The 25,325-nt window shown below is 51.1% G+C and carries 26 protein-coding genes and 1 tRNA gene; 26 read left to right on the top strand and 1 reads right to left on the bottom strand.

Annotated features, from left to right (window positions below; translation table 11 throughout):
- The first annotated feature begins 32 nt into the window (after window positions 1-32).
- From ACTL32_RS15610 to ACTL32_RS15540, 15 genes are all read left to right on the top strand, one after another.
- Window positions 33-1,196, top strand: a complete 1,164-nt coding sequence (locus ACTL32_RS15610; protein WP_441342346.1) for an ATP phosphoribosyltransferase regulatory subunit — start codon at window positions 33-35, stop codon at window positions 1,194-1,196.
- Entirely contained in the window at window positions 1,189-1,815 is a 627-nt protein-coding gene (hisG, locus tag ACTL32_RS15605) for an ATP phosphoribosyltransferase (RefSeq protein WP_204893027.1), read from the top strand. The genes ACTL32_RS15610 and hisG overlap by 8 nt, the downstream gene beginning before the upstream one ends.
- Window positions 1,812-3,089 (top strand): histidinol dehydrogenase, encoded by a 1,278-nt coding sequence (gene hisD, locus ACTL32_RS15600; protein WP_441342345.1) that lies wholly within the window; start codon window positions 1,812-1,814, stop codon window positions 3,087-3,089. The genes hisG and hisD overlap by 4 nt, the downstream gene beginning before the upstream one ends.
- Window positions 3,090-3,091: 2 nt before the next feature.
- Window positions 3,092-3,679 (top strand): imidazoleglycerol-phosphate dehydratase HisB, encoded by a 588-nt coding sequence (gene hisB / locus ACTL32_RS15595; RefSeq protein WP_204893029.1) that lies wholly within the window; start codon window positions 3,092-3,094, stop codon window positions 3,677-3,679.
- Window positions 3,676-4,329, top strand: a complete 654-nt coding sequence (hisH, locus tag ACTL32_RS15590; protein WP_441342344.1) for an imidazole glycerol phosphate synthase subunit HisH — start codon at window positions 3,676-3,678, stop codon at window positions 4,327-4,329. The genes hisB and hisH overlap by 4 nt, the downstream gene beginning before the upstream one ends.
- Window positions 4,298-5,026: a 1-(5-phosphoribosyl)-5-[(5-phosphoribosylamino)methylideneamino]imidazole-4-carboxamide isomerase gene (gene hisA / locus ACTL32_RS15585; protein WP_441342343.1), complete on the top strand. Its 729-nt coding sequence runs from the start codon at window positions 4,298-4,300 to the stop codon at window positions 5,024-5,026. The genes hisH and hisA overlap by 32 nt, the downstream gene beginning before the upstream one ends.
- Window positions 5,020-5,772, top strand: coding sequence for an imidazole glycerol phosphate synthase subunit HisF (gene hisF / locus ACTL32_RS15580; protein ID WP_441342342.1), 753 nt, complete (start codon window positions 5,020-5,022; stop codon window positions 5,770-5,772). The genes hisA and hisF overlap by 7 nt, the downstream gene beginning before the upstream one ends.
- Window positions 5,769-6,395: a bifunctional phosphoribosyl-AMP cyclohydrolase/phosphoribosyl-ATP diphosphatase HisIE gene (gene hisIE / locus ACTL32_RS15575; protein WP_441342341.1), complete on the top strand. Its 627-nt coding sequence runs from the start codon at window positions 5,769-5,771 to the stop codon at window positions 6,393-6,395. The genes hisF and hisIE overlap by 4 nt, the downstream gene beginning before the upstream one ends.
- A gap of 80 nt (window positions 6,396-6,475) precedes the next feature.
- The gene (locus tag ACTL32_RS15570; RefSeq protein WP_441342340.1) at window positions 6,476-8,002 is read left to right on the top strand and encodes a tetratricopeptide repeat protein; all 1,527 of its coding nucleotides are present in this window, start codon (window positions 6,476-6,478) and stop codon (window positions 8,000-8,002) included.
- Window positions 8,003-8,069: 67 nt separating this feature from the next.
- The gene (trxB, locus tag ACTL32_RS15565; protein WP_441342339.1) at window positions 8,070-9,023 is read left to right on the top strand and encodes a thioredoxin-disulfide reductase; all 954 of its coding nucleotides are present in this window, start codon (window positions 8,070-8,072) and stop codon (window positions 9,021-9,023) included.
- 337 nt (window positions 9,024-9,360) lie between these two features.
- Window positions 9,361-9,846: an NUDIX domain-containing protein gene (locus ACTL32_RS15560; RefSeq protein ID WP_204893129.1), complete on the top strand. Its 486-nt coding sequence runs from the start codon at window positions 9,361-9,363 to the stop codon at window positions 9,844-9,846.
- On the top strand, window positions 9,839-10,720 hold the full coding sequence (gene rapZ / locus ACTL32_RS15555; protein ID WP_204893036.1) for an RNase adapter RapZ: 882 nt from the start codon (window positions 9,839-9,841) through the stop codon (window positions 10,718-10,720). Before ACTL32_RS15560 ends, rapZ begins: the two co-directional genes overlap by 8 nt.
- Window positions 10,721-10,724: 4 nt before the next feature.
- Window positions 10,725-11,720, top strand: coding sequence for a gluconeogenesis factor YvcK family protein (locus ACTL32_RS15550; protein WP_441342338.1), 996 nt, complete (start codon window positions 10,725-10,727; stop codon window positions 11,718-11,720).
- Between the two features lie 23 nt (window positions 11,721-11,743).
- Window positions 11,744-12,694, top strand: a complete 951-nt coding sequence (whiA, locus tag ACTL32_RS15545; RefSeq protein WP_204893038.1) for a DNA-binding protein WhiA — start codon at window positions 11,744-11,746, stop codon at window positions 12,692-12,694.
- A gap of 56 nt (window positions 12,695-12,750) precedes the next feature.
- Entirely contained in the window at window positions 12,751-13,008 is a 258-nt protein-coding gene (locus tag ACTL32_RS15540) for an HPr family phosphocarrier protein (protein WP_441342337.1), read from the top strand.
- Window positions 13,009-13,508: 500 nt separating this feature from the next.
- Here ACTL32_RS15540 and clpP read toward each other — a convergent pair whose 3' ends face one another.
- Window positions 13,509-14,120, bottom strand: coding sequence for an ATP-dependent Clp endopeptidase proteolytic subunit ClpP (gene clpP / locus ACTL32_RS15535; protein WP_441342336.1), 612 nt, complete (start codon window positions 14,118-14,120; stop codon window positions 13,509-13,511).
- A gap of 171 nt (window positions 14,121-14,291) precedes the next feature.
- Between clpP and ACTL32_RS15530 the strand changes: the two genes are divergently transcribed.
- The 11 genes from ACTL32_RS15530 to rnr all read left to right on the top strand — a co-directional run bounded on the left by ACTL32_RS15530 (window position 14,292) and on the right by rnr (window position 25,304).
- Window positions 14,292-14,363, top strand: a tRNA-Arg gene (locus ACTL32_RS15530).
- Window positions 14,364-14,478: 115 nt separating this feature from the next.
- On the top strand, window positions 14,479-14,709 hold the full coding sequence (locus ACTL32_RS15525; RefSeq protein ID WP_441342335.1) for a glutaredoxin family protein: 231 nt from the start codon (window positions 14,479-14,481) through the stop codon (window positions 14,707-14,709).
- A 107-nt stretch (window positions 14,710-14,816) separates the two neighbouring features.
- Window positions 14,817-15,860 carry a sugar-binding transcriptional regulator gene (locus ACTL32_RS15520; protein WP_441342334.1) on the top strand — a complete coding sequence of 348 codons (1,044 nt, stop codon included), beginning with the start codon at window positions 14,817-14,819 and terminating at the stop codon, window positions 15,858-15,860.
- Window positions 15,861-16,865: a type I glyceraldehyde-3-phosphate dehydrogenase gene (gene gap, locus ACTL32_RS15515; RefSeq protein ID WP_441342333.1), complete on the top strand. Its 1,005-nt coding sequence runs from the start codon at window positions 15,861-15,863 to the stop codon at window positions 16,863-16,865.
- A gap of 110 nt (window positions 16,866-16,975) precedes the next feature.
- Window positions 16,976-18,160, top strand: a complete 1,185-nt coding sequence (locus ACTL32_RS15510; RefSeq protein WP_441342332.1) for a phosphoglycerate kinase — start codon at window positions 16,976-16,978, stop codon at window positions 18,158-18,160.
- Window positions 18,161-18,175: 15 nt separating this feature from the next.
- Window positions 18,176-18,937: a triose-phosphate isomerase gene (gene tpiA, locus ACTL32_RS15505; protein WP_441342331.1), complete on the top strand. Its 762-nt coding sequence runs from the start codon at window positions 18,176-18,178 to the stop codon at window positions 18,935-18,937.
- Window positions 18,930-20,462 carry a 2,3-bisphosphoglycerate-independent phosphoglycerate mutase gene (gene gpmI / locus ACTL32_RS15500; RefSeq protein WP_441342330.1) on the top strand — a complete coding sequence of 511 codons (1,533 nt, stop codon included), beginning with the start codon at window positions 18,930-18,932 and terminating at the stop codon, window positions 20,460-20,462. Before tpiA ends, gpmI begins: the two co-directional genes overlap by 8 nt.
- 19 nt (window positions 20,463-20,481) lie before the next feature.
- Entirely contained in the window at window positions 20,482-21,777 is a 1,296-nt protein-coding gene (gene eno / locus ACTL32_RS15495) for a phosphopyruvate hydratase (protein ID WP_441342329.1), read from the top strand.
- 98 nt (window positions 21,778-21,875) lie between these two features.
- Window positions 21,876-22,103 carry a preprotein translocase subunit SecG gene (secG, locus tag ACTL32_RS15490; protein WP_008429540.1) on the top strand — a complete coding sequence of 76 codons (228 nt, stop codon included), beginning with the start codon at window positions 21,876-21,878 and terminating at the stop codon, window positions 22,101-22,103.
- A 73-nt stretch (window positions 22,104-22,176) separates the two neighbouring features.
- Complete coding sequence (locus ACTL32_RS15485; RefSeq protein WP_441342328.1) at window positions 22,177-22,923, top strand: alpha/beta hydrolase; 747 nt, start codon at window positions 22,177-22,179, stop codon at window positions 22,921-22,923.
- A 26-nt stretch (window positions 22,924-22,949) separates the two neighbouring features.
- Window positions 22,950-25,304: a ribonuclease R gene (gene rnr, locus ACTL32_RS15480; protein WP_441342327.1), complete on the top strand. Its 2,355-nt coding sequence runs from the start codon at window positions 22,950-22,952 to the stop codon at window positions 25,302-25,304.
- Window positions 25,305-25,325: the final 21 nt, after the last annotated feature.

Here is a 25,325-nt window from a genome sequence, read left to right as displayed (position 1 = left end):
AAGTGAAAATACCAATTTTAGGAAGTGAATCTATGTCCATCCAAATGTTCGAGAAACCGCTAGGCATGCGGGACGACTTTCCATATATCGCGAAAAAGAAAGCGGAACTGCGCTCAAAAGGCACGGCCATCATGGAACGGGCAGGCTACGACCTGTTGCAGACGCCGACCTTGGAATACTATGAAACGATCGGCAAAATCTCCGCCATACCGGACAATGCCCTGTTCAAACTGCTGGACAGCCAAGGCGAAACACTCGTATTGCGGCCGGACATGACTTCACCGATTGCGCGGGTGGCCGCGTCGAAATTGCTGAAAGAGAAAATGCCGATCCGCCTCGGCTATTATTCGAATGTCTTCCGTGCGCAAAAGCGGGAAGGCGGCCGGCCGGCGGAATTTGAACAGATGGGCGTGGAGCTGATCGGCGATGATTCGCTTTATGCGGACGCCGAAGTGATCATCCTGGCCTCAACGATCTTAAAGGAATTGGACGTGGAATCCGGACGGGTCGTCATCGGCCATACGCAATTGCTGCAGTTGATCCTTCAGCAATTCGGCCTGGACGACGGCCAGATTGACGCAGTGCGCGGGGAGCTAGTGTCCAAAAACAGCGTCGGCTTTGAAGAGCTGGCGGAAGTGCTGCTGGAAGGCAGCGAAACGCAGGAAGCCTTCAAGCGCCTGATGGCAACGTCAACTTTAAAGGACTGGAAGCCGTATATCGATTTCAATGATGAACAACAGGCTGCACTGTACGAAGAGATGCAGAAGCTGGAGCAGATCATCGAACGCAACGGGCTGACCGAGGCGGTCACCTACGATTTATCGTTTATCAGCCATATGACGTATTACACCGGATTGGTGTTTGAGTTCTACGGCGCCGGAAGCGGGTTTCCGCTGGGCAACGGCGGCCGCTATGACGGCCTGATGCAGCAATTCGGCATGCAGGTCGGGGCGACCGGTTTCGGCCTTCGGGTTGACCGGCTCCTCGAAGCTGCCGGTTCATTCCGGGAAAAAGAGGCGCATACCTTGATCCTGTTCGATGAGGGATCAGAGGAAAGAGCGCACGATGAAGCCGAGGAATTGCGGGCAAAAGGCACACGGGTGACGCTTCAGTATGCCCCTGCCGTGCGGGCGCTTGAAGAATTCAGTTCGCTGTTCAGCGAAGTCAGAAAGCTGGGAGGTGCTTCCAATGGATGAATTGACGATTGCAATGCCGAAAGGCCGGATTTTTGAAGAAGCTTATGAATTGCTCGTGAAAGCGGGCTATGATCTGCCGAAGGATCTCGATGATTCACGCAAGCTCATTGTGGAAGCGCCGAATGAACGCTTCCGGTTTATTCTCGCAAAACCGATGGACGTGCCGGTGTATGTCGAGCACGGCGTCGCAGACATCGGCATTGCCGGCAAAGATGTCATGCTCGAACTTGACCGAGCGGTCCATGAATTGCTGGACCTTGGCATTAGCCGCTGCTATATTGCGACAGCCGGGCTGCCGAATACAGAAATGAACGAAGTGACGCCGCGCATCGCGACCAAATATCCGAAAATCGCCTCCCGTTTTTACCGGAGCAAAGGCGAGCAGGTGGAAATCATCGAATTGAATGGCTCCATCGAGCTTGCGCCGATGATCGGCCTGGCCGATCGGATCGTGGACATTGTCTCGACCGGAAAGACTTTGAAAGAGAACGGATTAGTTGAATACGAAGAAATCGTGGAAATCACATCGCGGCTTATCGCCAATCCGGTCAGCTATCGGCTGAAGCAGGAGCGGATCCGCGGCTTGGTCGAAAATCTGAGAAAGCAGGTGGAACGATGAAAAGAGCACAATTGGCTCCAGGCGTTTCCATCCGCCGTTCTCTCGGAGAGGCGAATGCGGATCAATTGGCTGCGGTCAAAGAAGTGATCGGGAAAGTCCGGGCAGAAGGCGATGACGCGCTGCTGCATTACACCCGAAAATGGGATGGCGTGGAACTCGATGGCTTACGCGTGAGCCCGGAAGAAATGGTAGCAGCAGTGGACCGCTTTGATTCCCAATTGCTCGAGGACTTGGCGGAAGCGGCAGACAATATCCGAACTTACCACCAGCTCCAGGAGCTGCAGGGTTTCCGCCATACCAATCCGAATGGATCATATATGGGACAGCGGGTGACGCCGATCCGTTCGGCAGGCTTGTATGTTCCCGGCGGCACAGCTGCCTATCCGTCATCTGTGCTGATGAATGTGATTCCGGCGCAAGTGGCCGGCGTCAAGCGCATCGTGCTGGTATCGCCTCCCGGCAAGAACGGGAAATTATCGGACGGTGTGCTGGCCGCTGCGCATATCCTGGGAATTGATGAAATCTATAAAGTGGGCGGTGCCCAAGCGGTTGCCGCTTTGGCATACGGCACCGAAACAATTGCGCCGGTCGATAAGATCACCGGACCCGGCAATGTATTCGTGGCATTGGCGAAACGGGAAGTGTTCGGCGATGTGGCGATCGACATGATTGCCGGGCCGAGCGAAATTGCCGTCATCGCGGACGATACCGCATTCGCCGACGAAGTGGCAGCGGATATGCTGTCCCAGGCTGAACACGATCCGATGGCGAGCGCTGTATTGTTGACGACTTCCGAAGAGCTTGCGGACAAGGTGGCAGCGGAAGTCGCCCGGCAGCTCCAAAGCTTGCCCCGCCAATCGATTGCCGCCCGTTCGATTGCGGACCACGGCAGCATTTTCATCGGGGAAACGATGGACGAATTGATCAATGCGGCAAACGAGTTGGCGCCGGAGCACCTGGAAATCATGGCAGAAGGCGCCGAAAGCATCGCGGATCGGATCGACAACGCCGGAGCGATCTTCATAGGTCGCTATTCTTCGGAACCGGTCGGCGACTATTTTGCCGGCACCAACCATGTGCTGCCGACGAACAGCACCGCCCGCTTTTCGAGCGCGCTGTCCGTCTACGACTTCTTGAAACGCACCAGCATCATCCATTACAGCGAACAGGCTTGGCAAGAGAATGAAGCGAAGATCGCCCGGCTTGCCCGCCTCGAAGGATTGGAAGGGCACGCACGTGCCGTAGAATCCCGTTCATGGAAAAAGGAGAATTGAGCATGAGAAAAGCAGAAATCAAACGCGATACCAACGAAACCAAAATCGCTGTCACGTTTTCATTGGACGGAGAGGGGCAGGCGACAATCGACACTGGGGTTCCATTCATGGACCATATGCTCGATCTGTTCATCAAGCACGGCTTGTTCAATGGCGACATCCAGGCAGACGGCGATACCCATATCGATGACCACCACACGACCGAAGACATCGGCATTGTGCTGGGGCAGGCGGTAAAAGAGGCGCTAGGCGACAAGAAGGGCATCCGCCGCTACGGCAATGCATTCGTCCCGATGGATGACGCGCTAGCCCAAGTGGTCATCGACTGCTCAAACCGGCCGCATCTGGAAATGAGAGGCGATATTCCGAACGCCAAAGTCGGCAGCTTCGATACCGAATTGGTCCGTGAGTTCCTATGGAAATTCGCTCTTGAATCCCGCATGAATGTCCACGTCATTATCCACTATGGCCAAAACACACACCACATCATCGAAGCGGTATTCAAAGCGCTGGCCCGCGCGCTTGACGAAGCGACAACCGTCGATCCACGGGTCAAAGGCGTACCGTCGACAAAGGGGCTGCTCACATGATCATCGGCATCATCGACTATGGGATGGGCAATCTGTTCAGTGTCGAGCAGGCCCTGAAAAAGCTCGACTGCACCGTGATTCTGTCGGATGACCCGGAAGTGCTCGGAGAGGCGGAAGCGATCCTCCTGCCGGGCGTCGGGGCGTTCCCGGATGCCATGGAATTGTTGGACGCCAAAGGCTTATCGGCATTCATCCGGTCACTGCCGGAGAAGAACATCCCGTTGCTCGGCATCTGCCTTGGCATGCAACTATTGTATGAAGACAGCTCGGAGGTGCGGCCGACTCAAGGGCTCGGGCTCTTGAAAGGGCAGATCCGCCGGTTTGAAAAAGGCACCTACCGCATTCCGCATATGGGATGGAACCGGCTGGAGTTTTCGCGGAAACCGTATTGGCTGGACGATGAGCAAGTGGATACGCACGTTTATTTCGTGCATTCCTTCCTTGCGGTCAACACCGATCCCGCGCAGGTTTTTGCGACGGCGAGCTATGGCAATCTGGACGTGCCGGGTGTCGTCGGGGCCGGATTGATTACGGGGATGCAATTCCATCCTGAGAAGTCCGGCGATTTTGGCCATTATTTATTGAAACAGTGGATAGCAAATGTCAGGAGGAACCTAGATGAGCAAGTTTCAGCTATACCCCGCGATTGACCTACGCGGCGGCAAATGTGTCCGCCTGTTCCAAGGCGATTACGCCCAGGAAACCGTATACGGCGATTCGCCGGTTGATATGGCGAAAAAATTCGTCGAAGCCGGAGCCGAGTGGATTCACATGGTTGATTTGGACGGAGCAAAAGACGGCGTCCGCATCAACGACAAAGTGGTGATTGAAGCCGCCCGCTTGCCGGTGAACGTACAAGTCGGCGGCGGCATCCGGACGCGCGAAGACGTCGAGCATTATTTGTCAAACGGCGTAAGCCGTGTCATCATTGGGAGCCTGGCAATCCGGAACCCGGAACTTGTCGTGTCGTTCATCGAGGAATTCGGGGCCGACCGCATTGTCATCGGTATCGATGCCAAAGACGGCATGGCTGCGACAGAAGGCTGGATCGAAACATCCGGCCAGTCTGCACAGGACGTCGCGCGCTTTTTTGCCGAAAAAGGAGCCGAACTGTTCATCTACACGGACATCGCAACGGACGGCACATTGGCCGGGCCGAACATCGATGCCAACAAAGCCTTGGTCGGATCCGGCGAAGCGGGTGTCATCGTTTCAGGCGGCATCGGTTCGCTCGAAGACATCAAGAACGTCAAACAGGCGGCAGCGGATAGCTCAATTGCCGGGGTCATCATTGGCAAAGCGCTGTACGAAAACCGTTTTACGCTCGAGGAGGCCCTCTCATGCTGACAAAACGCATCATACCGTGTTTGGACGTCAAGGACGGCCGCGTCGTCAAAGGCGTCTCTTTCGTCTCGCTTAGGGATGCCGGCGATCCGGTGGAACTTGCCCGCTTTTATGACAAGCAAGGCGCCGATGAACTGGTATTCCTGGACATTTCCGCTTCCCATGAAGGCAAGGAAACAATGGTGGAAGTGGTCAAGATTGTCGCAACCGAGCTATCGATTCCCTTCACCGTCGGGGGCGGCATCCGGACATTGGAAGACATGAAGCGCATGCTGCGTGCAGGGGCGGACAAAGTGTCCCTGAACACGGCTGCGCTCGACCGTCCGGAACTGATCAAAGAAGGCGCGGATTATTTCGGTTCGCAATGCATCGTCGTAGCCATCGACGCCAAAAGCAATGGCAAGGGCTGGGACGTCTATACCCATGGCGGCCGCAATAAGACCCAATGGGACGCGGTGGAGTGGGCGAAAAGATGCGTCGAACTCGGAGCCGGCGAAATTCTGCTGACGACGATGGACAAAGACGGCTCCAAAAACGGATTTGATATCGAATTGACGAAAACCGTGCGCGACGCTGTCGAAGTGCCGGTCATCGCAAGCGGCGGAGCCGGGAACCGTGAGCATTTCGCGGAAGTGTTCAAGCAAGCGGACGCCGATGCGGCGCTTGCGGCTTCAATTTTCCATTATAAAGAAACGAGCATTGCAGAAGTGAAAGAATATTTGCGGAAAGAAGGAGTGAATGTCCGGTGAAAAATGTGAAATTCGATGAAAAGGGGCTTGTTCCCGTCATTATCCAGAACGCCAAAACAAAAGAAGTGCTGACGCTGGCGTATGCCAACGAAGAGGCGCTGCAGAAGACCATCGATACGAATGAAACCTGGCTGTATTCAAGAAGCCGCAGCGAACTCTGGAACAAAGGGGCGACGAGCGGCAACACCCAAGAAGTGACGGCTGTGCGGCTGGATTGCGACGCCGATGCTGTCATCTACGAAGTGATTCCGAACGGCCCGGCCTGCCATACCGGCGAAGCGAGCTGTTTCCACGAAACTTTGGCAGGCACGCCGGACGAATCGAAAGCCGATATGTTCCTGGAGCTGACCTCGCTGATCGAGAAACGGGAACAGGAAATGCCGGAAGGCGCCTATACCACTTATTTATTCGAAGAAGGGGTCGACAAGATCTGCAAAAAAGTAGGGGAGGAAGCGGCGGAAGTCATCATAGCCGCCAAAAACCGCGACCCGCAGGAACTGGCGATGGAGACCGCGGACTTGTTCTACCACGTTCTGGTGCTATTGCAGGAACAGAAAGTCGGCTTTGATGAAGTGCTTGATGTGCTGAAGGAACGCCACGCCGTAAAAACCACAAGTAAATAATAGGGAAATATGCTATAATAACAGCACATTTAAGGGAAGGGACGATTACATCGTTCCTTTTACTTTTTCGGAGGCATATTTTGGAGAATAAAAAAAGAAAACCAAACGAAAACGTCCTGTCGTTCTTACCGACCGGGGAATACTATTTCAAGAAAGCGCTGCGTGAATTGCAGCGGGAGAACTACCCGAAAGCCCATAAATATTTGCAGCGGGCCACTGAACTGAATCCGGGAGATGCGGATATCTGGGTCCAATTCGGCATTGTCCAGATGGAAATGCAGGAATTTGAAGCTGCGATGGAAGCTCTTCGGACCGCGCATGAACTGGATCCATCAAAACCGGAGACGCTTTTTTTTCTTGCAGAAGTCTATGCACATATGGGCATGTTCCTGGATGCGCGGAATTACGCGAAAAGGTATACAGAAAAAGATGCCCACGGCGAATACGTGGCGGAAGCTCTGGAAATCATCGATTTTGCCGAACAGGAAGACTGGCAGCTCTTGGATGATGAAGGGGAAGCGCAGGATAGTGAATATTATTACCAGCAAGAAAAAGCACGCCGGTTGATGGAAGGGGGCAAATTCCCGGAAGCGATCGAACTGCTGGAGAACCTGATCGCCGAAAAGCCGGAATTCTGGGGAGCCCATAACAATTTGGCGCTCGCTTATTTTTATATCGGAGAATCAGAAATGGCAAAGGCGCTGCTTCACGATGTACTGAGAAGAAATACAGGGAATCTCCATGCACTGTGCAATCTGGCCGTGTTCCATTATTACGAGAAGAACGATGAACTGGAAGATATTTTGGCATTGCTGAAAAAAATCCAGCCGTATGTGTTCGAGCACCGGTATAAGCTAGGCGCAACATTCGCGCTGGTCGGCAAATATAAAGAAGCCTACCGCTGGCTGAGAAGCCTCCAAAAGCGAGGTTTTGACGGCGATCCCGCGTTTTATTTCTGGCTATCGCACGCGGCTTACCATTCCGGGCATGAAGATATTGCAAAACAGGCATGGAAGCAGCTGACTCTCATGGATCCGGGCAAGGGCGGCTACGAGCCGTGGGCAGACAATGGCGTCATGCCGCATGAAGATGCGCTTGAGCATAACCGGGATTACCTGGTCGGAAAGCTCGACCATTCCCATAAAAGCGAGCGGCTCTTCGGCTTATTTCTGCTGGGGAAATCCGCACACAAACAAGAGCTCATTTCCCATCCGAACTGGCTCGAGTCGGACCAGCCTTCTGTGCTTGAATCGTATATGCTCGGCTATGCACTCGGCCATCCGTTCAAAGAAGAGGTCTCTGAAGAGCGGGCATTCAAAAGAGCGATGGAAACGGCGGAAATCCTGTACGCGGAAGAAGGCATGGTGACGGAACAAGGATCCTACGCCTTTCAGATGTGGTTCATGTTGGTCGAAAAAGCGTTCGGCCATAATTATGAATTCAAGAACCCGACCGCTTTGGCGGCCGCAGTCCAATATATGGTGAAGTCTTCCCGGAACCGGGAAGTCACCAAAAAAAGCGTGTCCGCGCAGTATGGCATATCACCCGGCACGCTGACCAAATACGTCAACGACTTGATCCGTTTTTTGCCGCTTTTTGAATCATAAGCAAATAAGTTGCCCATAAAGTTTAATTCTTATACGATTTACTTATTGAGATTTAGGAGGCCATAATATGACTGAAACGACGAAAATCTACGATGTAATCATTATCGGAGCCGGACCTGCAGGCATGACAGCCGCAGTCTACACTTCACGGGCCAACCTTTCCACTTTGATGCTGGAGCGGGGAATCCCGGGCGGCCAGATGGCCAACACTGAGGAAATCGAGAACTATCCTGGATTTGACCATATCCTGGGGCCGGACCTATCCACTAAAATGTTCGAACATGCGAAAAAATTCGGTGCAGAATACGCTTATGGCGATGTGAAAGAAATCATTGACGGGGAAGAGTACAAAACCATCAATGCCGGATCGAAAGAATACAAAGCACGTTCGATCATCATCACTACGGGCGCCGAGTATAAAAAAATGGGCGTGCCGGGCGAAAACGAACTTGGCGGCCGCGGCGTCAGCTATTGCGCGGTTTGTGACGGAGCATTCTTCAAACAAAAGAACCTTGTCGTCGTCGGCGGCGGAGATTCAGCTGTTGAAGAAGGCGTCTACTTGACCCGTTTTGCGGACAAAGTGACCATCGTCCACCGCCGCGACGAACTCCGTGCGCAGAAGATCCTTCAAGACCGCGCTTTTGCAAACGATAAAATCGATTTTATCTGGAGCCATACCGTCAAAGAAATCAACGAAGAGAACGGCAAAGTCGGCAGCGTCACGCTGGTGTCAACAAAAGACGATACCGAACGCGAATTTGATGCGGACGGCGTCTTCATCTATATCGGCATGCTGCCATTGACGAAGCCATTTGCATCGCTGGGCATCTTGAATGACCAGGGCTATATTGTTACCAATGAAAATATGGAAACAGCAGTGCCGGGCATTTATGCTGCAGGGGACGTACGCGATAAAATGCTTCGCCAGGTCGTCACAGCGACAGGCGACGGAAGCATCGCAGCGCAGGCCGCTCAGCATTATATCGAAGAATTAACGGAAAAACTTCAAATAAAAGCGTAATTTAACGCTATTTTAATCCCTTTGTAACACCAGTGTCATGAAGCAGGGGTATAGTAGGAATAGTAAATTGACCCCCTTTTATAAGCAAGTTTGACAGGCCGTTTTCCGAGCTACTCGGAGGACGGCCTTTTTTTGTGAAAAAACCGATAAAAGCTTTTCATTTCACGGCTGCATCTGTCTTGAACAAGGACCCGGTATTCCGTTCCAAATAAAAGACTGAAAAGAAGAATGTGTGAAAAGTTCAAGCAACTGGGAAACTGTGCTTTTCTTTTTTTGCATGACACGCCTGGATAGTTGTATAATGAAAGAAGTTTACAATAGATACGGAGTGTCGACAGTGCAGCGAATCGCAAATTTACTAGTGGTCCAAAACGGCCAAATGCTTTTATTGAAAAAACCCCGCCGCGACTGGTACGTCGCACCTGGCGGGAAAATGGAGTCCGGCGAATCGATCTATGAAGCGGCGATTCGGGAATTTACCGAAGAAACAGGCGCCAAACCGGTTGGCACACATTTAAAAGGGATCTACACAATGATGATCCATGAAGAAGGCCGCATTATCGATGAATGGATGCTTTTCACTTTTATCGCTCATGGCATAGAAGGGGTTCCATTCGAAGAAACGCGTGAAGGGCTGCTCGAATGGCATCCGGTCAGCAGCTTGGCATATCTGCCGATGGCTGAAGGGGACCGGACGAATCTGCAATTTGCCGCTGTGCAGGAAGGCATCCAGTACGGAACATTCCACTATACAGAGGATTTCCAACTGATCGAAGAACAGATCCAAACATCAACCGAAGAGGTGAACCGCCTGAATGGATAATCATACCGATGAAACTGAATTGATCATCATAACCGGCATGTCCGGCGCCGGCAAGACGGTGGCGATTCAGAGCTTTGAAGACTTAGGCTTTTTCACCATCGATAACTTGCCGCCGGCATTGCTATTGACATTTATCAAATTGATGAGAGACTCCGGCAAATCGATGAAACGGGTCGCTGCTGTAATGGATTTGCGCGGCGGCGATTTCTTCGACAGCCTGGTGGATGCCATCGACAACCTGTCGCAAGAACCGAAAGTCTCTGTCACCATCCTTTTCCTCGATGCAGACAACCAGACACTGGTCAGCCGCTACAAAGAGTCGCGGCGTTCCCATCCCCTTTCTCCAGGCGGGCTTGTCCTTGGAGGCATCAAAAAAGAACGCGATATGCTGATGGATTTGCAAGGGCGTGCTAAATACATCTACAACACCTCTACGATGACACCGAGACAGCTGAAAGAACGGATTGCTTCCGATTTTGCCACACGAACCAGCAATGTTTTCACGGTCAATGTCATGTCGTTCGGATTCAAGCACGGCATGCCGATCGATGCGGATCTGGTATTCGATGTCCGTTTTTTGCCGAATCCGTATTACATCGAAGAATTGAAACCACAATCCGGGCTTGATGAGCCGGTTTCCAGCTACGTGCTGCGATGGAATGAAACACAGACGCTCATCAAAAAGCTCACCGATCTTTTCGAGTTCATGATTCCGCAATACAAGCGGGAAGGAAAAGCGCAGCTCGTCATTGCTTTCGGCTGCACCGGCGGCCAGCACCGCTCGGTGACGCTGGCTGAATACTACGGAAAATTGCTTGCTGAAAACTATAAAACAATCGTTACCCATAGAGACGTCAAAACAAGAAAGGGCTGAGTGCATGGAAGAAACTTTAGGCCGGAAGCGCATTGTGATCATAGGCGGCGGGACAGGACTTTCTACGCTGCTGCGCGGCCTTAAATTATTTCCGCTCGATTTGACCGCGGTGGTAACCGTAGCAGACGACGGCGGCAGTTCCGGACGGCTGCGCAATGATCTGGACATTCCGCCTCCGGGCGATATCCGCAATGTCATGGCGGCATTGTCCGACGCTGAACCGCTGGTTGCAGAAATGTTCCAATACCGTTTCAAAACATCACTTGACCTCGAAGGGCATTCGCTCGGGAATCTGATGTTGGCTGCTTTGACCGAGATCACAGGTGATTTCTCGCATGCTGTTCGGGAGATGAGCCGCGTGCTAAATGTCAACGGAACGGTGTTGCCGGCAGCCAACCAGCTGGTGACGCTCAATGCAGAATTTGAAGACGGCACCATCGTCAGCGGAGAATCGAAAATTCCGGCGTATTTGCAGCCGATCAAACGCGTATTCCTAGAGCCAGGCGATGTCAAGACCTTGCCGGATACAATTGCGGCCATCAGCAAAGCGGACGTCATCATCATCGGTCCGGGCTCGCTTTACACCAGCATTCTGCCCAATCTGCTTGTGCGCGACATCAAAAAAGCGCTTGTGGCGTCCCAAGCAAAGAAAATCTATATCTGCAATTTGATGACACAAGCCGGTGAAACATATAAATACACAGCCTCTGACCATGTCCAGGCACTTTATGACCACGTCGGCGTTCCATTTCTGGATGCCATCCTGCTCGATAAGATCCAAGTGCCGAAGACGGTGGCGGAGCGCTATGAAAAACAGAAGGCCTGGCCTGTCGAATGTGACGAAGAAAAATTGGAAGAAATGGGCTTGACGGTCTATAAACAGGACATCACCAGCATTTTCGGAGAAGCCGTACGGCATGAACCGATCAAAGTGGCTGAATGGCTGTTTGGATACGCCGGCGGCCTGATGAAGGAAAATCCGAAGCATCTTTATTTCTGATGCTAGGGAAGGGGGAAAACGGTATGTCCTTTGCCTCGGAGACGAAAAAGGAAATGACCCAGATTGAAGTGGATGACTGCTGCGGCAAAGCGGAACTTTCGGCCATGATCCGGATGAATGGGACACTGTCCTTTTCCAACCGGCAGCTGAGCCTGGATATCCAGACAGAAAACGCTGCGATTGCCCGGCGCATCTACACCTTATTAAAACGTTTTTACCCTGCATACCCGGTCGAATTGCTGGTCCGAAAAAAGATGCGGTTGAAGAAAAACAATATCTATATTTGCCGAATCCGGGAAGGCGCCAAATTGGTGCTGGAAGACCTGTCGATCATTTCAGAAGGATTCCAATTCCAGCATGAAATCGATAAAGGGCTGATCGAAAAGAATTGCTGCAAACGCGCTTACCTGCGCGGTGCTTTTTTGGCGGGAGGGTCGGTCAACAACCCGGAAACGTCTTCCTACCACCTGGAAATCTATTCGTCCTATAAAGACCATGCCGATTCACTGGTGGAGTTGATGAACGAATTCCATTTGAACGGCAAGACGATTGAACGCAAAAAAGGGTTTGTCACTTATTTGAAGGAAGCGGAAAAGATTGCGGATTTCCTTGGCATTACGGGCGCCCATTCGGCGTTGTTGAAATTCGAAGATGTCCGGATCATCCGGGATATGCGCAATAGCGTCAACCGGCTCGTCAATTGCGAGACGGCAAATCTCAATAAAACCATAGATGCGGCCTTGCGCCAAGTGGAAAACATCCGCTTTATCGATTCTGTGATCGGCATCGATCAGCTTCCGGAGCGCTTGCGGGAAATCGCAAGGCTGCGCGTAGAATACCAGGACGTAACCTTGAAAGAGCTCGGCGAAATGGTGTCTGCCGGGAACGTCAGCAAGTCCGGTGTGAACCACCGGCTGCGGAAAATCGATGAGATTGCAGAGCAATTGAGAAAAGGAGAAATGATTGGCCGGTAGCCAAAGGCCAATCTTTCATATATATTAGATTCAGTTCGGTTCAGAGGAGGAGCAGTATGGTTGAAAAACAAGTGGAAGTCCAGTTGAAATCAGGTTTGCAGGCAAGGCAGGCAGCATTGTTTGTGCAAGAAGCGAATCGCTACAATGCAGATGTGTATTTGGAGAAGGACTCTAAAAAGGTCAACGCCAAAAGCATCATGGGAATCATGAGCCTGGCAATCAGCAAAGGCACATCCGTCATCATTTCAGCAGACGGTTCAGACGAAGAGTCTGCAGTGGAAGCGTTATCTTCCCTAATCGATAAAGAAGCGTAAGAAGGTCCGCAGCGGAAGCTGCGGACCTTTCGAGCTTTTAAACAAAAGAATATTTTTTGTTCTTAAAGAATCACCAGTCATTTAAGAGAAGCTGTACCGGATCCTCCACTTCAGGCGGACGCTTTCCGCGGGCTTGCGCCAAACTAACTCGGACTGGCGTCCGAGTGGATTTCGGCACTTCGCTATCCCGCAGGAAAGCCAATGGCCGAAGGCAGTTCGGTCATTGGCTTTGCGACGAAGTGCGAAGCACTGCAGGAGCATAATGTTTGCACTTGCCGCCTTCCGTTCCGGATCCTGAAGCCAATGGTTTGGACTTAGCGAGTTTGTGTTGAATCTATTTCTCCTGCGTCATCGATTAAATACAAGTGACGCTCCAGCCCGGTCGGGCTTCTACATCTCAAATCTTTCTTTTCAGGCTGTAGGCCTAGAAAAAAACATCGGTGTCTAATGAGTTTTTCCAATATAAAAAGCCTGCAGCGTGAGCTGCAGGCTCTTGGTATTTAGATATCTTCTTTTACGTGTTCAGGCATTTTGCTGCGTGTGATGATCTGATCGATCAAGCCGTATTCAAGCGCGCGATCGGCAGTCATGAAGTTGTCGCGGTCCGTATCTTTCGAAATGACTTCCAAAGGCTGGCCTGTACGTTCTGACAGGATCGTGTTCAATTTCTCGCGAAGGAACAAGATGCGTTTTGCTGCGATCTCGATTTCAGTCGCTTGGCCTTGTGCGCCGCCCAGCGGCTGGTGGATCATGACTTCCGCGTTCGGAAGCGCATAGCGTTTGCCTTTCGTGCCGGCTGCCAAAAGGAAGGCGCCCATTGAAGCTGCCATACCTACGCAGACGGTCTGTACGTCCGGTTTGATGAATTGCATAACGTCGTAGATTGCCATACCGGCTGTGATGCTGCCGCCCGGGCTGTTGATGTAGATGGAAATATCTTTTTCCGGATCTTCAGCTTCCAGGAATAGCAACTGAGCTACGATTGAATTCGCAACATTGTCGTCGATGCCGCTGCCGAGCATGATAACGCGGTCTTTGAGCAAGCGCGAGTAAATGTCATATGCGCGTTCGCCTCTGCTTGTTTGTTCAATAACTGTAGGAATTAAGTTCATAGTACATTTCCTCCTCGGGTATATGTTTTCTTATTCATGCTGAAAGGTCTTCAGCTGTACTAATATCATACACATCATGGTCAATGAAGGTCAAATTTAACGAATTGAAAAAACAGGCTTGATAAAAATATTATATCTGTATATAATAGAAAAGTCGCTAATAGGTGATTCGCCCTCGTAGTGTAATGGATCACACGCAAGATTCCGGTTCTTGAAATGGGAGTTCGATTCTCTCCGAGGGCATTTTTAACAGCTAAGCCGATTCCTTTTTCGCATCTGCGGAAGGGGCGTCGGCTTTTATTATTTACGGAAGAAAATGCATCATTTCTTAATCATAAAAATGGAAAGCAGGGATGGCATGATCACTTTTTATACCCGGGCAAACTGCCCTCTATGTGAAGAAGCGCGGCTGATGCTTCAATTGGTCCAGGAGGATTTCGAACTCGATGTAACGGAAGTGGACATCGAAAGCGACGAGGCGCTCCATGAAAAATACATGCTCATGATCCCGGTCGTTGAAAAAGACGGCAAGACCGTCATCTATGGAAATATCGGCTATATCGAACTTTTGGAAGCGTTGGAACTCTAACGCTTCTTTTTATTTGCATTTATTCGGTCAATTGGCTATTATGAGGGTAGTGGGACATTAATATACATAGTGGGACAAAAAACGTCCAGCTATAAAGGAGTGAAAAAATGGATCCATTAACGGAAGCACAAAAGATGCTTGTACCGGAAATGACCGACCTCCTGAAAAAACGCTATCAGATATTGCAGACGATAGGGATGGAACAGCCGATTGGCAGGCGCACGCTTAGTGAACTGGCTGGCATTACGGAAAGGGAAGCACGCAAAGAAACCGATTTGCTTCGCGGCCAGCAGCTTATTGAGGCGAAATCAGCCGGTATGGTGATTTCCGCCCAAGGCGAGCTGGTGCTCGAAAGTTTAAAGGAATTTATGCGTGAGGTTTCAGGTTTATCCGATCTGGAGAAACAGCTGAAAGCCATTTTGGGAATTTCCAGGGTGCTGATTGTGCCGCAGGACAGCGATGAAATCCCGGCGGTTAAAACAACAATCGGCAAAGAGGCTGCAAGGCTGCTCGAAACCCGGTTCGCCCATTCCAAGAAAATCGCTGTAACCGGCGGCAGCACGATGGCCGCCATTTCAAAAGAATTGGCATTCGACAGGAACGACCCGGCCCTTCAGTTTATCGCTGCCCGAGGCGGCCTGGGCGAGGACGTACTTCACCAGGCCAACACGATTGCTTCTGCCTTTGCCGCCCAGACCGGCGGCTCTGTCAAAACGCTGTACTTGCCGGACCATCTAAGCGCAGAAGCGTTCGAGATGATGATGCGGGAACCGGTGATCATGGAAATGATGGACCTTTACAGCAAGGTTGATGTCGTCGTCCATGGAATCGGCAATGCAGAGGAAATTGCGCTGCAGCGGAAATCCTCCACTGAAGAAGTGGAACGCATCCGTTCCGGCGGCGCCGTAAGCGAAGCGTTCGGCTATTACTTTGACAAAGAAGGAAATATTGTTTACCGCATCCGTACAGCGGGAATCCAATTGGAGCAGGTCAAAAATGCCTCTTATATACTGGCGGTAGCCGGTGGGCATTCAAAGGCGAAAGCCATCCTTTCTTATTGCAAAGTTGCATCGCCTCAAACAGTCCTGGTCACCGATGAAGGTGCTGCCAGAGAAATAATTGAACAAATACAAAATTTGGAGGAATACTAAATGACTTTAAAATTAGCAATTAACGGATTCGGACGCATTGGACGCATCGTTTTCCGCCAGGCATTGGCAAACGAAGAAGTGGAAGTAGTGGCAGTAAACGATTTGACGGACGCGAAAATGCTTGCCCACCTTTTGAAATATGATTCCATCCACGGAATTTTGGATGCAGAAGTTTCAGCTGACGGCAATGATTTGGTCGTTAACGGCAAGAAAATCCATGTTTACTCTGAAAAAGATCCAGCAAACCTTCCATGGGCTGAAAACAACATCGATATCGTGATCGAGTCTACAGGATTCTTCACAAATGCCGACGATGCGAAAAAACACATCCAAGCTGGCGCGAAAAAAGTCATCGTTTCGGCACCCGGCAAGAACATGAAAACACTTGTCATGGGCGTTAACCATGAAAGCTATAACCCTGAAGAAGACGATGTCATTTCAAACGCATCTTGCACAACAAACGGCCTTGCAGGCATCTCTAAAATCCTGAACGACCGTTTCGGCATCAAAAAAGCGATGATGACGACAATCCACTCATATACAAACGACCAGATTCTTTTGGATTCACCGCATAAAGATTTCCGCCGTGCACGTGCTGCTGCAGAATCCATGATTCCGACAACAACAGGGGCAGCAGTTGCCGTTACAAAAGTATTGCCGGAATTGGTCGGCAAATTGGACGGTATGGCAATCCGCGTTCCAACGCCAAACGTATCACTGATTGATTTGGTTGCAGAACTTGAAACGGATGTAACGAAAGAAGATGTGAACAACGCTTTGAAAGAAGCAATCGATAAAGACGAAAATGCTTTCTTGAGCTATAGCGAGCTTCCATTGGTTTCGCGCGATTACAACGGCGTCACTGCTTCATCCACTGTCGACTTGTTGTCCACGATGGAACTTGGCGGCAACATGGTAAAAGTTCTTGCATGGTATGATAACGAATCCGGTTATTCTGCACGATGCATCGACATTGCAATGCACATGTACAAAAAGGGTTTGTAATCCCAAAATCATAGCTTAATTACCGTTGAACCTCTATAATGAAAGAGGGTAAAAGGGGTGGGGAATTTACCCCACCCCTTATTTTTTTAGATGAACGGGAGGATGTTTTCATGATGAAGAAAATGACCATGAAAGACGTGGATTTAAAAGGGAAACGCGTATTTTGCCGAGTGGATTTCAATGTGCCGATGTCTGAAGGGAACGTAACAGACGACACGCGGATCCGCGCAGCTGTCCCGACGATCGAATACCTGATCGGAAACGGGGCAAAAGTTATTTTGGCAAGTCATTTAGGGCGCCCAAAAGGCGCAGTCAATGAAGACATGAGGCTGGCGCCGGCTGGAGCCAGGTTAAGCGAATTATTACATAAAGAAGTGAAGAGCCTCGATGAATCCATCGGGGAAGAAGTGGAACAGGAAATTGCCGAAATGAATGACGGCGACGTTATCCTCCTCGAGAATGTCCGTTTCCACCCGGGCGAAGAAAAGAACGATCCGGAGCTGGCAAAAGCATTTGCGGCACTCGCTGACGTGTTCGTCAATGATGCATTCGGAGCCGCGCACCGTGCGCACGCGTCAACAGCTGGCATCGCAGAGCATCTGACAGCGGTGTCCGGCCTGCTGCTGGAAAAAGAATTGGACGTTCTCGGGAAAGCGCTATCCGAACCGGATCGCCCGTTCACAGCAATCATCGGCGGCGCGAAAGTGAAAGACAAGATCGGCGTCATCGACCATCTTTTGGATAAAGTTGATAACCTGATCATCGGCGGGGGCTTGTCTTATACATTCAGTAAAGCGGAAGGCCATGAAGTCGGAAACTCGCTGTTGGAAGAAGACAAGATCGACCTCGCAAAATCCTTCATTGAAAAAGCGAAGGAAAAAGGCGTCAAATTATACATGCCGATTGATGTAGTGGTTGCGAAGGAATTTTCTAACGAAGGAGAAACGAAAGTTGTCGGGATTTCGGAAATCCCTTCTGACTGGATGGGTCTCGATATCGGACCGGAAACCGCTAAAACCTATGCGGAGGTCATCAAAAATTCGAAGCTGGTCATCTGGAACGGACCTATGGGCGTGTTCGAAATGAGCTCCTTTGAAAATGGCACGAAATCCGTCGCTCAGGCGATGGCAGAAACCCAAGCGTACACGATTATCGGCGGAGGAGACTCTGCGGCGGCTGTGGAGAAATTCAACGTAGCTGATAAAATGGACCATATCTCTACGGGCGGCGGCGCTTCACTCGAGTTTATGGAAGGCAAGGACCTCCCAGGCGTTTCGGCTTTAACCGATAAATAAGAAGGAGTGGTTTTGTTGAGAAAACCTATTATTGCGGGAAACTGGAAAATGTACAAAACTTTTACTGAAGCAAAAGAATTTGTTGAAGAAGTCAAAGGGCTGGCGCCGGATGAAAACAAAGTGGATTCCGTCATTTGTGCGCCTGCACTCTTTTTGCAGCAGCTCCAAGCTTCAGCGGAAGGCAGCACGCTCCAAATCGGAGCCCAGACGATGCATGAAGAGAAAGAAGGCGCGTTCACAGGTGAAATCAGTCCGGCCCAATTGGCCGACCTTGGCATCCCTTATGTGATCATCGGCCATTCAGAGCGCCGCCAGTACTTCAACGAAACCGACGCTTCTGTCAATAAAAAAGTCCATGCCGCATTTGAGTTCGGACTGACACCGATCATGTGCGTCGGAGAAACGCTTGAACAGCGCGAAAGCGGTTCAACCGGCAGCATCGTTGAAAACCAGGTAGCAGAAGGGCTGAAAGGCTTAACGGAAGAGCAGGCGGCAAAAACAGTGATCGCATACGAACCGATCTGGGCAATCGGCACCGGAAAAACGGCGACGGCCGAAGATGCCAACGAAGTATGCGGCATTATCCGCAAAAAAGTAGCAGCTTTGTATAACGATGAAACAGCACAGCAAATCCGGATCCAATACGGCGGCAGCGTCAAACCGGCGAACATCGAAGAATTGCTTGGAATGGAGCATATCGACGGCGCGTTGGTCGGCGGAGCGAGCCTGGAAACGGAATCTTTTGTCAAACTATTAGAGGCGGGATTGCATGCATAATACTGAAAATCCAGTAGCGCTAATCATTCTCGACGGCTTCGGCTTCCGGGCTGAAAGCTACGGGAATGCAGTCGCTCAAGCAAAAAAACCGAATTTCGACCGATTATGGGCTACCTATCCCCACGAGCTTCTGACCGCTTCCGGCGAAGCGGTCGGCTTGCCTGAAGGGCAGATGGGCAACTCCGAAGTGGGCCATTTGAATATCGGCGCAGGGCGGGTTGTCTACCAGAACCTGACGCGCATCCATAAATCCATCAAGGACGGCGATTTCTTTCAAAATCCCGCTTTCCTGGAGGCTATCGCGAATGCCAAGACAAAAGGCACTGCGCTCCATCTGATGGGTCTGCTCTCTGACGGGGGCGTCCACAGCCATTATGAGCATCTTTTCGCCTTGCTCGAACTGGCGAAACAGCAAGGGCTGACAGAAGTTTATGTCCACGGATTCCTTGACGGCCGGGATGTAGGCCCACAGACCGCTGTGGGGTATATTGAAGAAACTGAACGGAGAATGGAAGAAATTGGAATCGGGAAATTCGCTTCGATCAGCGGACGCTATTACGCGATGGACCGGGACAACCGCTGGGAGCGGGTGGAACTTGCATATCGGGTGCTGGTGGACGGCGTCGGCGGAACCGCTGATACGGCCGCTGAGGGCGTATTGCGTTCCTATGAAGTGGGGACAGATGATGAGTTCGTCGTGCCGTTTGCGGTCACCGAGAACGGTTTGCCGATTGCAACAATCAAATCCGGCGATTCTATCATCTTTTTCAACTTCCGGCCGGACCGAGCGATCCAGCTGACTTCAGCTTTTGTACGGGAAGATTTCGAAGGCTTCCCGCAAGGCGGCACAAAACCCGAAGATCTCGTCTTCGTTACGTTTACGAGCTACAGCGACGACTTGCCGACGCGCGTGGCATTTGATACATTGAATCTTGAAAATACCATCGGCGAGGTACTGTCGGAAAATGGCCTGCGCCAGCTGCGCATCGCCGAAACGGAAAAATATCCGCATGTCACGTTCTTCATGAGCGGCGGGCGGGAAGATGTTTTCCCGGGCGAACAGCGCATTCTGGTGGATTCGCCGAAAGTCGCGACATACGATTTGCAGCCGGAGATGAGCGCATATGAAGTGACCGGCCGCCTTGTGCAGGAAATCAAGGAGGAGGCGTTCGATGCCATCATCTTGAACTTCGCCAATCCGGACATGGTCGGCCACAGCGGCATGCTGCAGCCGACCATCGAAGCCATTGAAGTGGTCGATGAATGCCTCGGCCGCATTGTCGAAGCACTTCATGAAAAAGGCGGCACGGCCATCATCACAGCCGACCACGGCAATGCCGACGAAGTGACGACGCTTGAAGGAAAGCCGATGACGGCGCATACGACCAATCAGGTGCCGCTCATTGTGACAAAGCACGGCGTCGTCTTGCGGAACGACGGCATCCTTGCTGATCTGGCGCCGACTGTATTGAAATTGCTGAACGTTGAACAACCGGCAGAAATGACCGGAAAACCATTATTCTAAACTAAGGGAGCTGTTTTTAATGCCAATCATTACCGACATTCTAGCACGCGAAGTACTTGATTCACGCGGAAATCCAACCATCGAAGTGGAAGTATTCACTGAAAGCGGCGCTTTCGGGCGCGCAATCGTGCCATCCGGCGCATCTACAGGAGAGCACGAGGCGGTTGAACTGCGTGATGGCGATAAAAGCCGTTACCTTGGAAAAGGCGTTTTAAAAGCTGTAGATTTCGTCAACAACGAAATTTCTGCTGAAATTGAAGAGAATTTCTCGGTTCTCGACCAAGTCTCGATCGACCAGGCGCTGATCGAACTGGACGGCACGGAAAACAAAGGCCGTCTGGGCGCAAATGCGATCCTTGGCGTTTCCATGGCGGTTGCGCATGCAGCGGCGGATTATTTGGACGTACCGCTTTACCAATACTTGGGCGGATTCAATGCCAAGCAATTGCCGGTTCCGATGATGAACATTCTGAACGGCGGCGAACACGCCGACAACAATGTCGACATCCAGGAATTCATGGTGATGCCGGTCGGAGCTGAAACGTTCCGCCATGCACTCCGCATGGGCGCAGAAATCTTCCATAACCTGAAGAGCGTCTTGAAAGAAAAAGGCTATAACACTTCTGTCGGCGACGAAGGCGGCTTCGCTCCGAACCTCGGTTCAAACGAAGAAGCACTGACAACAATCATGGAAGCAATTGAAAAAGCAGGCTATAAAGCGGGCGAAGATGTATTGCTTGCGATGGACGTTGCATCGTCTGAGCTATACGACAAAGAAAAAGGCGTCTACAACTTGCCTGGCGACAATACAGTGAAAACATCAGCCGAAATGGTTGACTGGTACGAAGAACTTGCCAATAAATACCCGATCATCTCAATCGAAGACGGCTTGGATGAAAACGACTGGGAAGGCCATAAATTGCTGACTGAACGCATCGGCGACCGTGTCCAATTGGTCGGAGATGATTTGTTCGTTACGAACACGAAGAAATTGGCGCAAGGCATCGAGCAGGGCGTCGGCAACTCAATCTTGATCAAAGTCAACCAGATCGGTACATTGACAGAAACATTCGATGCGATTGAAATGGCGAAACGCGCGGGCTACACAGCGGTCATCAGCCACCGTTCAGGCGAGTCGGAAGACGTAACGATTGCTGACATCGCAGTAGCGACAAACGCTGGCCAAATCAAAACAGGGGCTCCGTCGCGTACGGACCGTGTAGCGAAATACAACCAGTTGCTGCGCATTGAAGACCAATTGAATGATACGGCGAAGTATTTAGGCCTCAAAACTTTCTATAACTTGAAGAAATAAAGGCGAAGCAAAGGGTTTCTTCTATTGCTATTGTCATATTTCTTAGAATTTGGTAAACTAGTTCTTGTTGTGGAAGTTCTTTTCAGGAGGTGGAATTTATGCATACGTTGTTAATGACATTACTTGTCATCGTATCGCTCGCTTTAATCGTCGTTGTATTATTGCAATCAGGAAAAAGTGCAGGTCTTTCAGGAGCCATCTCCGGTGGAGCTGAGCAACTTTTCGGCAAGCAAAAAGCTCGTGGGCTGGACTTGGTCCTGCACCGGGTAACGATTGTACTTGCTGCCTTATTCTTTATTCTGGCTATCGCCGTAACCAAAGTTTAATGTAGATTAAATCGCCTGACCAAACTACTGGTTAGGCGTTTTCTTTTAGAACAAAATGAATGGAGTGTCTTTTATGCGGGTATCGCAGCCAAAACCGTTTTTCTTTAAATCTGGACCTAGAGCCGTCTTGCTGCTGCACGGATTCACCGGGAATTCTGCAGATGTGCGGATGCTGGGCCGCTTCTTGGAGAAGCACGGCTACACATCGATTGCGCCACATTATGCCGGACACGGAGTGGAACCGGAGAAGCTGGTGCCGACAGGGCCGGAAGACTGGTGGCAGGACGTCGAAGGCGCGTACAACCAGTTGAAAGAGGAAGGCTACCAGGAAATTGCGGTAGCCGGGTTGTCGCTCGGGGGCGTATTTGCCCTGAAGATAGGGTATACTTTCCCTGTAAAGGGGCTTGTCACGATGTGCGCCCCGATGTATATGAAAACGACGGACCTGATGTACGAAGGTGTGTTGAATTATGCACGAGAATATAAGAAATATGAAGGAAAAGATGACACGGTTATCGAAGAGGAAATGAAGAAGTTCCAGGAGAAGCCGATGGAATCGCTTCAGTATCTCCGGGAACTGATCCACGAAGTCCGAGGACAGGTGGATCACATCTATGCACCGCTCTTCGTGGTGCAAGGCAGGCTTGATGACGTCATCAATACCGATTCCGCCAATATCATCTATAAAGAAGCAGAATCTTTCCAGAAGAAAATCAAGTGGTATGAAGAATCGGGGCATGTCATCACCCTCGATAAGGAAAAAGAACAATTGCATGAAGATATTTTAGATTTTCTCGAATCGCTTGAATGGAGTGTGTGAGACGGTCGAATTAGGAGGAATAAGCAATGGCTAAAAACGAAATGTCACTGGAACAACGGCTATTGGTGTTTATGCGCGAGGATGCATACAAACCATTGACCGTACAAGAAATAGAAGAACAATTCGGGTTCGAAGATGCGGACGAGTTCAAGGAACTCGTCAAGACATTGGTTCGGCTCGAAGAGAAAGGCCTGCTCGTGCGTTCGCGTGCGAACCGCTACGGCGTGCCTGAGCGCATGAATCTGATGCGCGGGAAGTTTATCGGACATGCCAAAGGCTTCGGTTTTGTAGCTCCGGAAGAACCGGGCCTCGATGATGTTTTCATTCCGCCCAATGAAGTGAACGGCGCGGTCAACGGCGATAAAGTCATGATCCGCGTCTCGGATGATTCAGCGGGCGACCGCCGGGAAGGGTCCATTATCCGGATCCTCGAGCGCGGTACGTCGAAAGTGGTCGGCACGTTCCAGGACAACCGCGGCTTCGGTTTTGTCGTGCCGGATGACAAGAAGCTGAACATGGATGTCTTTATCGCAAAAGACGATACGCTGGGAGCAGTCGACGGCCATAAAGTCGTTGTGGAAATCACCAGCTGGCCGGAAGGGCGCTTGTCAGCGACCGGAATGGTTACACAGATCCTCGGGCACAAAAACGATCCGGGCGTCGATATCCTGTCGATCATCCACAAGCACGGCATTGAAACCGAGTTTCCGCCGGATGTATTGGAGCAGGCGAACAATGTACCGGAAGAAATCGATCCGGCTGATTTGAACGGCCGCCGCGACTTGCGCGACCAGCAGATCGTCACAATCGACGGCGCTGACGCGAAAGACCTGGATGATGCTGTCCAAGTGATCAAATTGGAAGACGGAACCTATAAATTAGGCGTCCACATCGCCGATGTCAGCCATTACGTCACAGAAGGCTCGCCGATCGACCGGGAAGCTTACGACCGCGCGACGAGCATCTATTTGACTGACCGGGTCATCCCGATGATCCCGCACCGCCTGTCGAACGGAATCTGCTCGCTGAACCCGCAAGTGGACCGATTGACGCTGTCGTGTGAAATGGTCTTCAACGACATGGGTGAAGTGCTGTCGCACGATATTTTCCAAAGTGTCATCAACACATCGGCGCGCATGACCTACACCGATGTCTACGAAATATTGGAAACGGACAACCAGGAATTGAAAGAGAAGTATTCCGAGCTTGTGCCGATGTTCGAATTGATGAAAGATCTGGCAGAAATCCTGCGCGGACGCCGCATGCGCCGCGGTGCAATCGATTTCGACTTCAAGGAATCGAAAGTGATTGTCGACGAAGAAGGCTACCCGATCGACGTCGTTGTCCGGGAACGGACGGTTTCGGAACGCTTAATCGAAGAGTTCATGCTGGCCGCCAACGAAACGGTCGCTGAACATTTCCATCACATGGAAGTGCCGTCGCTGTACCGGATCCACGAAGACCCGAAACCGGAAAAACTTCAGCGCTTCTTCGAATTCATTACGAATTTCGGAATCGTTGTCAAAGGGAAAGGGACGCAGGTAGAACCGAGCGCACTCCAGGAAATCATCAACTCGATTAAAGATACGCCTGAAGAAGCGGTTGTTTCAACGATGATGCTGCGCTCGATGCAGCAGGCGAAATATTCAGCGGACAGCGTAGGGCATTTCGGACTGGCAAGTGAGTATTATACGCATTTCACATCACCGATCCGCCGCTATCCGGATTTGATCATCCACCGTTTGATCCGTACGTACCTGATCAACAAGGATCTTTCGAAAGCGACTCTAATGCATTGGGATGCGAATATGGATGAAATCGCTGAACATACGTCCGAGCGGGAACGCCGGGCAGTGGATGCAGAACGCGATACGGACGCTTTGAAGAAATCACAATTCATGGCTGACAAGATCGGCGAGGAATTTGAGGGCATCATTTCGTCTGTGACGAATTTCGGTTTGTTCATCGAATTGCCAAATACGATTGAAGGTTTAGTCCACGTCTCCAATATGACGGACGACTTCTACCGGTTTGATGACCGCCAGATGATGATGATCGGCGAACGCACGAACCGCCAGTTCCGCATCGGCGACGAGATCCAGATCAAGGTGATCGGGGTGAAACCTGAGGAATCTTCGATCGACTTTGAAATTGTGGGCATGCCGCAAAGCAACCGCCGCACAAGAAAAGACGCACCGAAAGTGATCCGTGCCGGCAAACGCGATGGAGAAGCAAAAGGCAAAGGGCGCGGCGGCAGCAGCAAGCCAGGCGGCGGCAAACCCGGCAGCAAACCGGGAGAAGCCCCAGGGCGCAAAGCCAAGAGCCAGAAGAAGAAGTTCTACGAAGGTGCCGCTAAACGCGGAGGCAAAAAGAAAAAATGAGGATGCGGCTTCCGGGCCGCT

The sequence above is a fragment of the Planococcus sp. FY231025 genome (genome assembly GCF_052078085.1).
GTDB lineage: Bacteria > Bacillota > Bacilli > Bacillales_A > Planococcaceae > Planococcus.
This window is presented reverse-complemented; position numbering and strand designations above follow the sequence as displayed.

Excerpts from the sequence above, each read along its gene's own strand:
- secG (WP_008429540.1), top strand. The coding sequence starts at position 21,876 with ATGCATACGTTGTTAATGACATTACTTGTCATCGTATCGCTCGCTTTA.
- ACTL32_RS15510 (WP_441342332.1), top strand. The coding sequence starts at position 16,976 with ATGATGAAGAAAATGACCATGAAAGACGTGGATTTAAAAGGGAAACGC.
- gap (WP_441342333.1), top strand. The coding sequence starts at position 15,861 with ATGACTTTAAAATTAGCAATTAACGGATTCGGACGCATTGGACGCATC.
- ACTL32_RS15485 (WP_441342328.1), top strand. The coding sequence starts at position 22,177 with ATGCGGGTATCGCAGCCAAAACCGTTTTTCTTTAAATCTGGACCTAGA.
- hisA (WP_441342343.1), top strand. The coding sequence starts at position 4,298 with ATGAGCAAGTTTCAGCTATACCCCGCGATTGACCTACGCGGCGGCAAA.
- ACTL32_RS15525 (WP_441342335.1), top strand. The coding sequence starts at position 14,479 with ATGATCACTTTTTATACCCGGGCAAACTGCCCTCTATGTGAAGAAGCG.
- ACTL32_RS15540 (WP_441342337.1), top strand. The coding sequence starts at position 12,751 with ATGGTTGAAAAACAAGTGGAAGTCCAGTTGAAATCAGGTTTGCAGGCA.
- ACTL32_RS15520 (WP_441342334.1), top strand. The coding sequence starts at position 14,817 with ATGGATCCATTAACGGAAGCACAAAAGATGCTTGTACCGGAAATGACC.
- trxB (WP_441342339.1), top strand. The coding sequence starts at position 8,070 with ATGACTGAAACGACGAAAATCTACGATGTAATCATTATCGGAGCCGGA.
- clpP (WP_441342336.1), bottom strand. The coding sequence starts at position 14,120 with ATGAACTTAATTCCTACAGTTATTGAACAAACAAGCAGAGGCGAACGC.
- gpmI (WP_441342330.1), top strand. The coding sequence starts at position 18,930 with ATGCATAATACTGAAAATCCAGTAGCGCTAATCATTCTCGACGGCTTC.
- rapZ (WP_204893036.1), top strand. The coding sequence starts at position 9,839 with ATGGATAATCATACCGATGAAACTGAATTGATCATCATAACCGGCATG.
- eno (WP_441342329.1), top strand. The coding sequence starts at position 20,482 with ATGCCAATCATTACCGACATTCTAGCACGCGAAGTACTTGATTCACGC.
- hisD (WP_441342345.1), top strand. The coding sequence starts at position 1,812 with ATGAAAAGAGCACAATTGGCTCCAGGCGTTTCCATCCGCCGTTCTCTC.
- ACTL32_RS15550 (WP_441342338.1), top strand. The coding sequence starts at position 10,725 with ATGGAAGAAACTTTAGGCCGGAAGCGCATTGTGATCATAGGCGGCGGG.
- hisB (WP_204893029.1), top strand. The coding sequence starts at position 3,092 with ATGAGAAAAGCAGAAATCAAACGCGATACCAACGAAACCAAAATCGCT.
- whiA (WP_204893038.1), top strand. The coding sequence starts at position 11,744 with ATGTCCTTTGCCTCGGAGACGAAAAAGGAAATGACCCAGATTGAAGTG.
- hisG (WP_204893027.1), top strand. The coding sequence starts at position 1,189 with ATGGATGAATTGACGATTGCAATGCCGAAAGGCCGGATTTTTGAAGAA.
- ACTL32_RS15610 (WP_441342346.1), top strand. The coding sequence starts at position 33 with ATGTCCATCCAAATGTTCGAGAAACCGCTAGGCATGCGGGACGACTTT.
- rnr (WP_441342327.1), top strand. The coding sequence starts at position 22,950 with ATGGCTAAAAACGAAATGTCACTGGAACAACGGCTATTGGTGTTTATG.
- hisF (WP_441342342.1), top strand. The coding sequence starts at position 5,020 with ATGCTGACAAAACGCATCATACCGTGTTTGGACGTCAAGGACGGCCGC.
- hisH (WP_441342344.1), top strand. The coding sequence starts at position 3,676 with ATGATCATCGGCATCATCGACTATGGGATGGGCAATCTGTTCAGTGTC.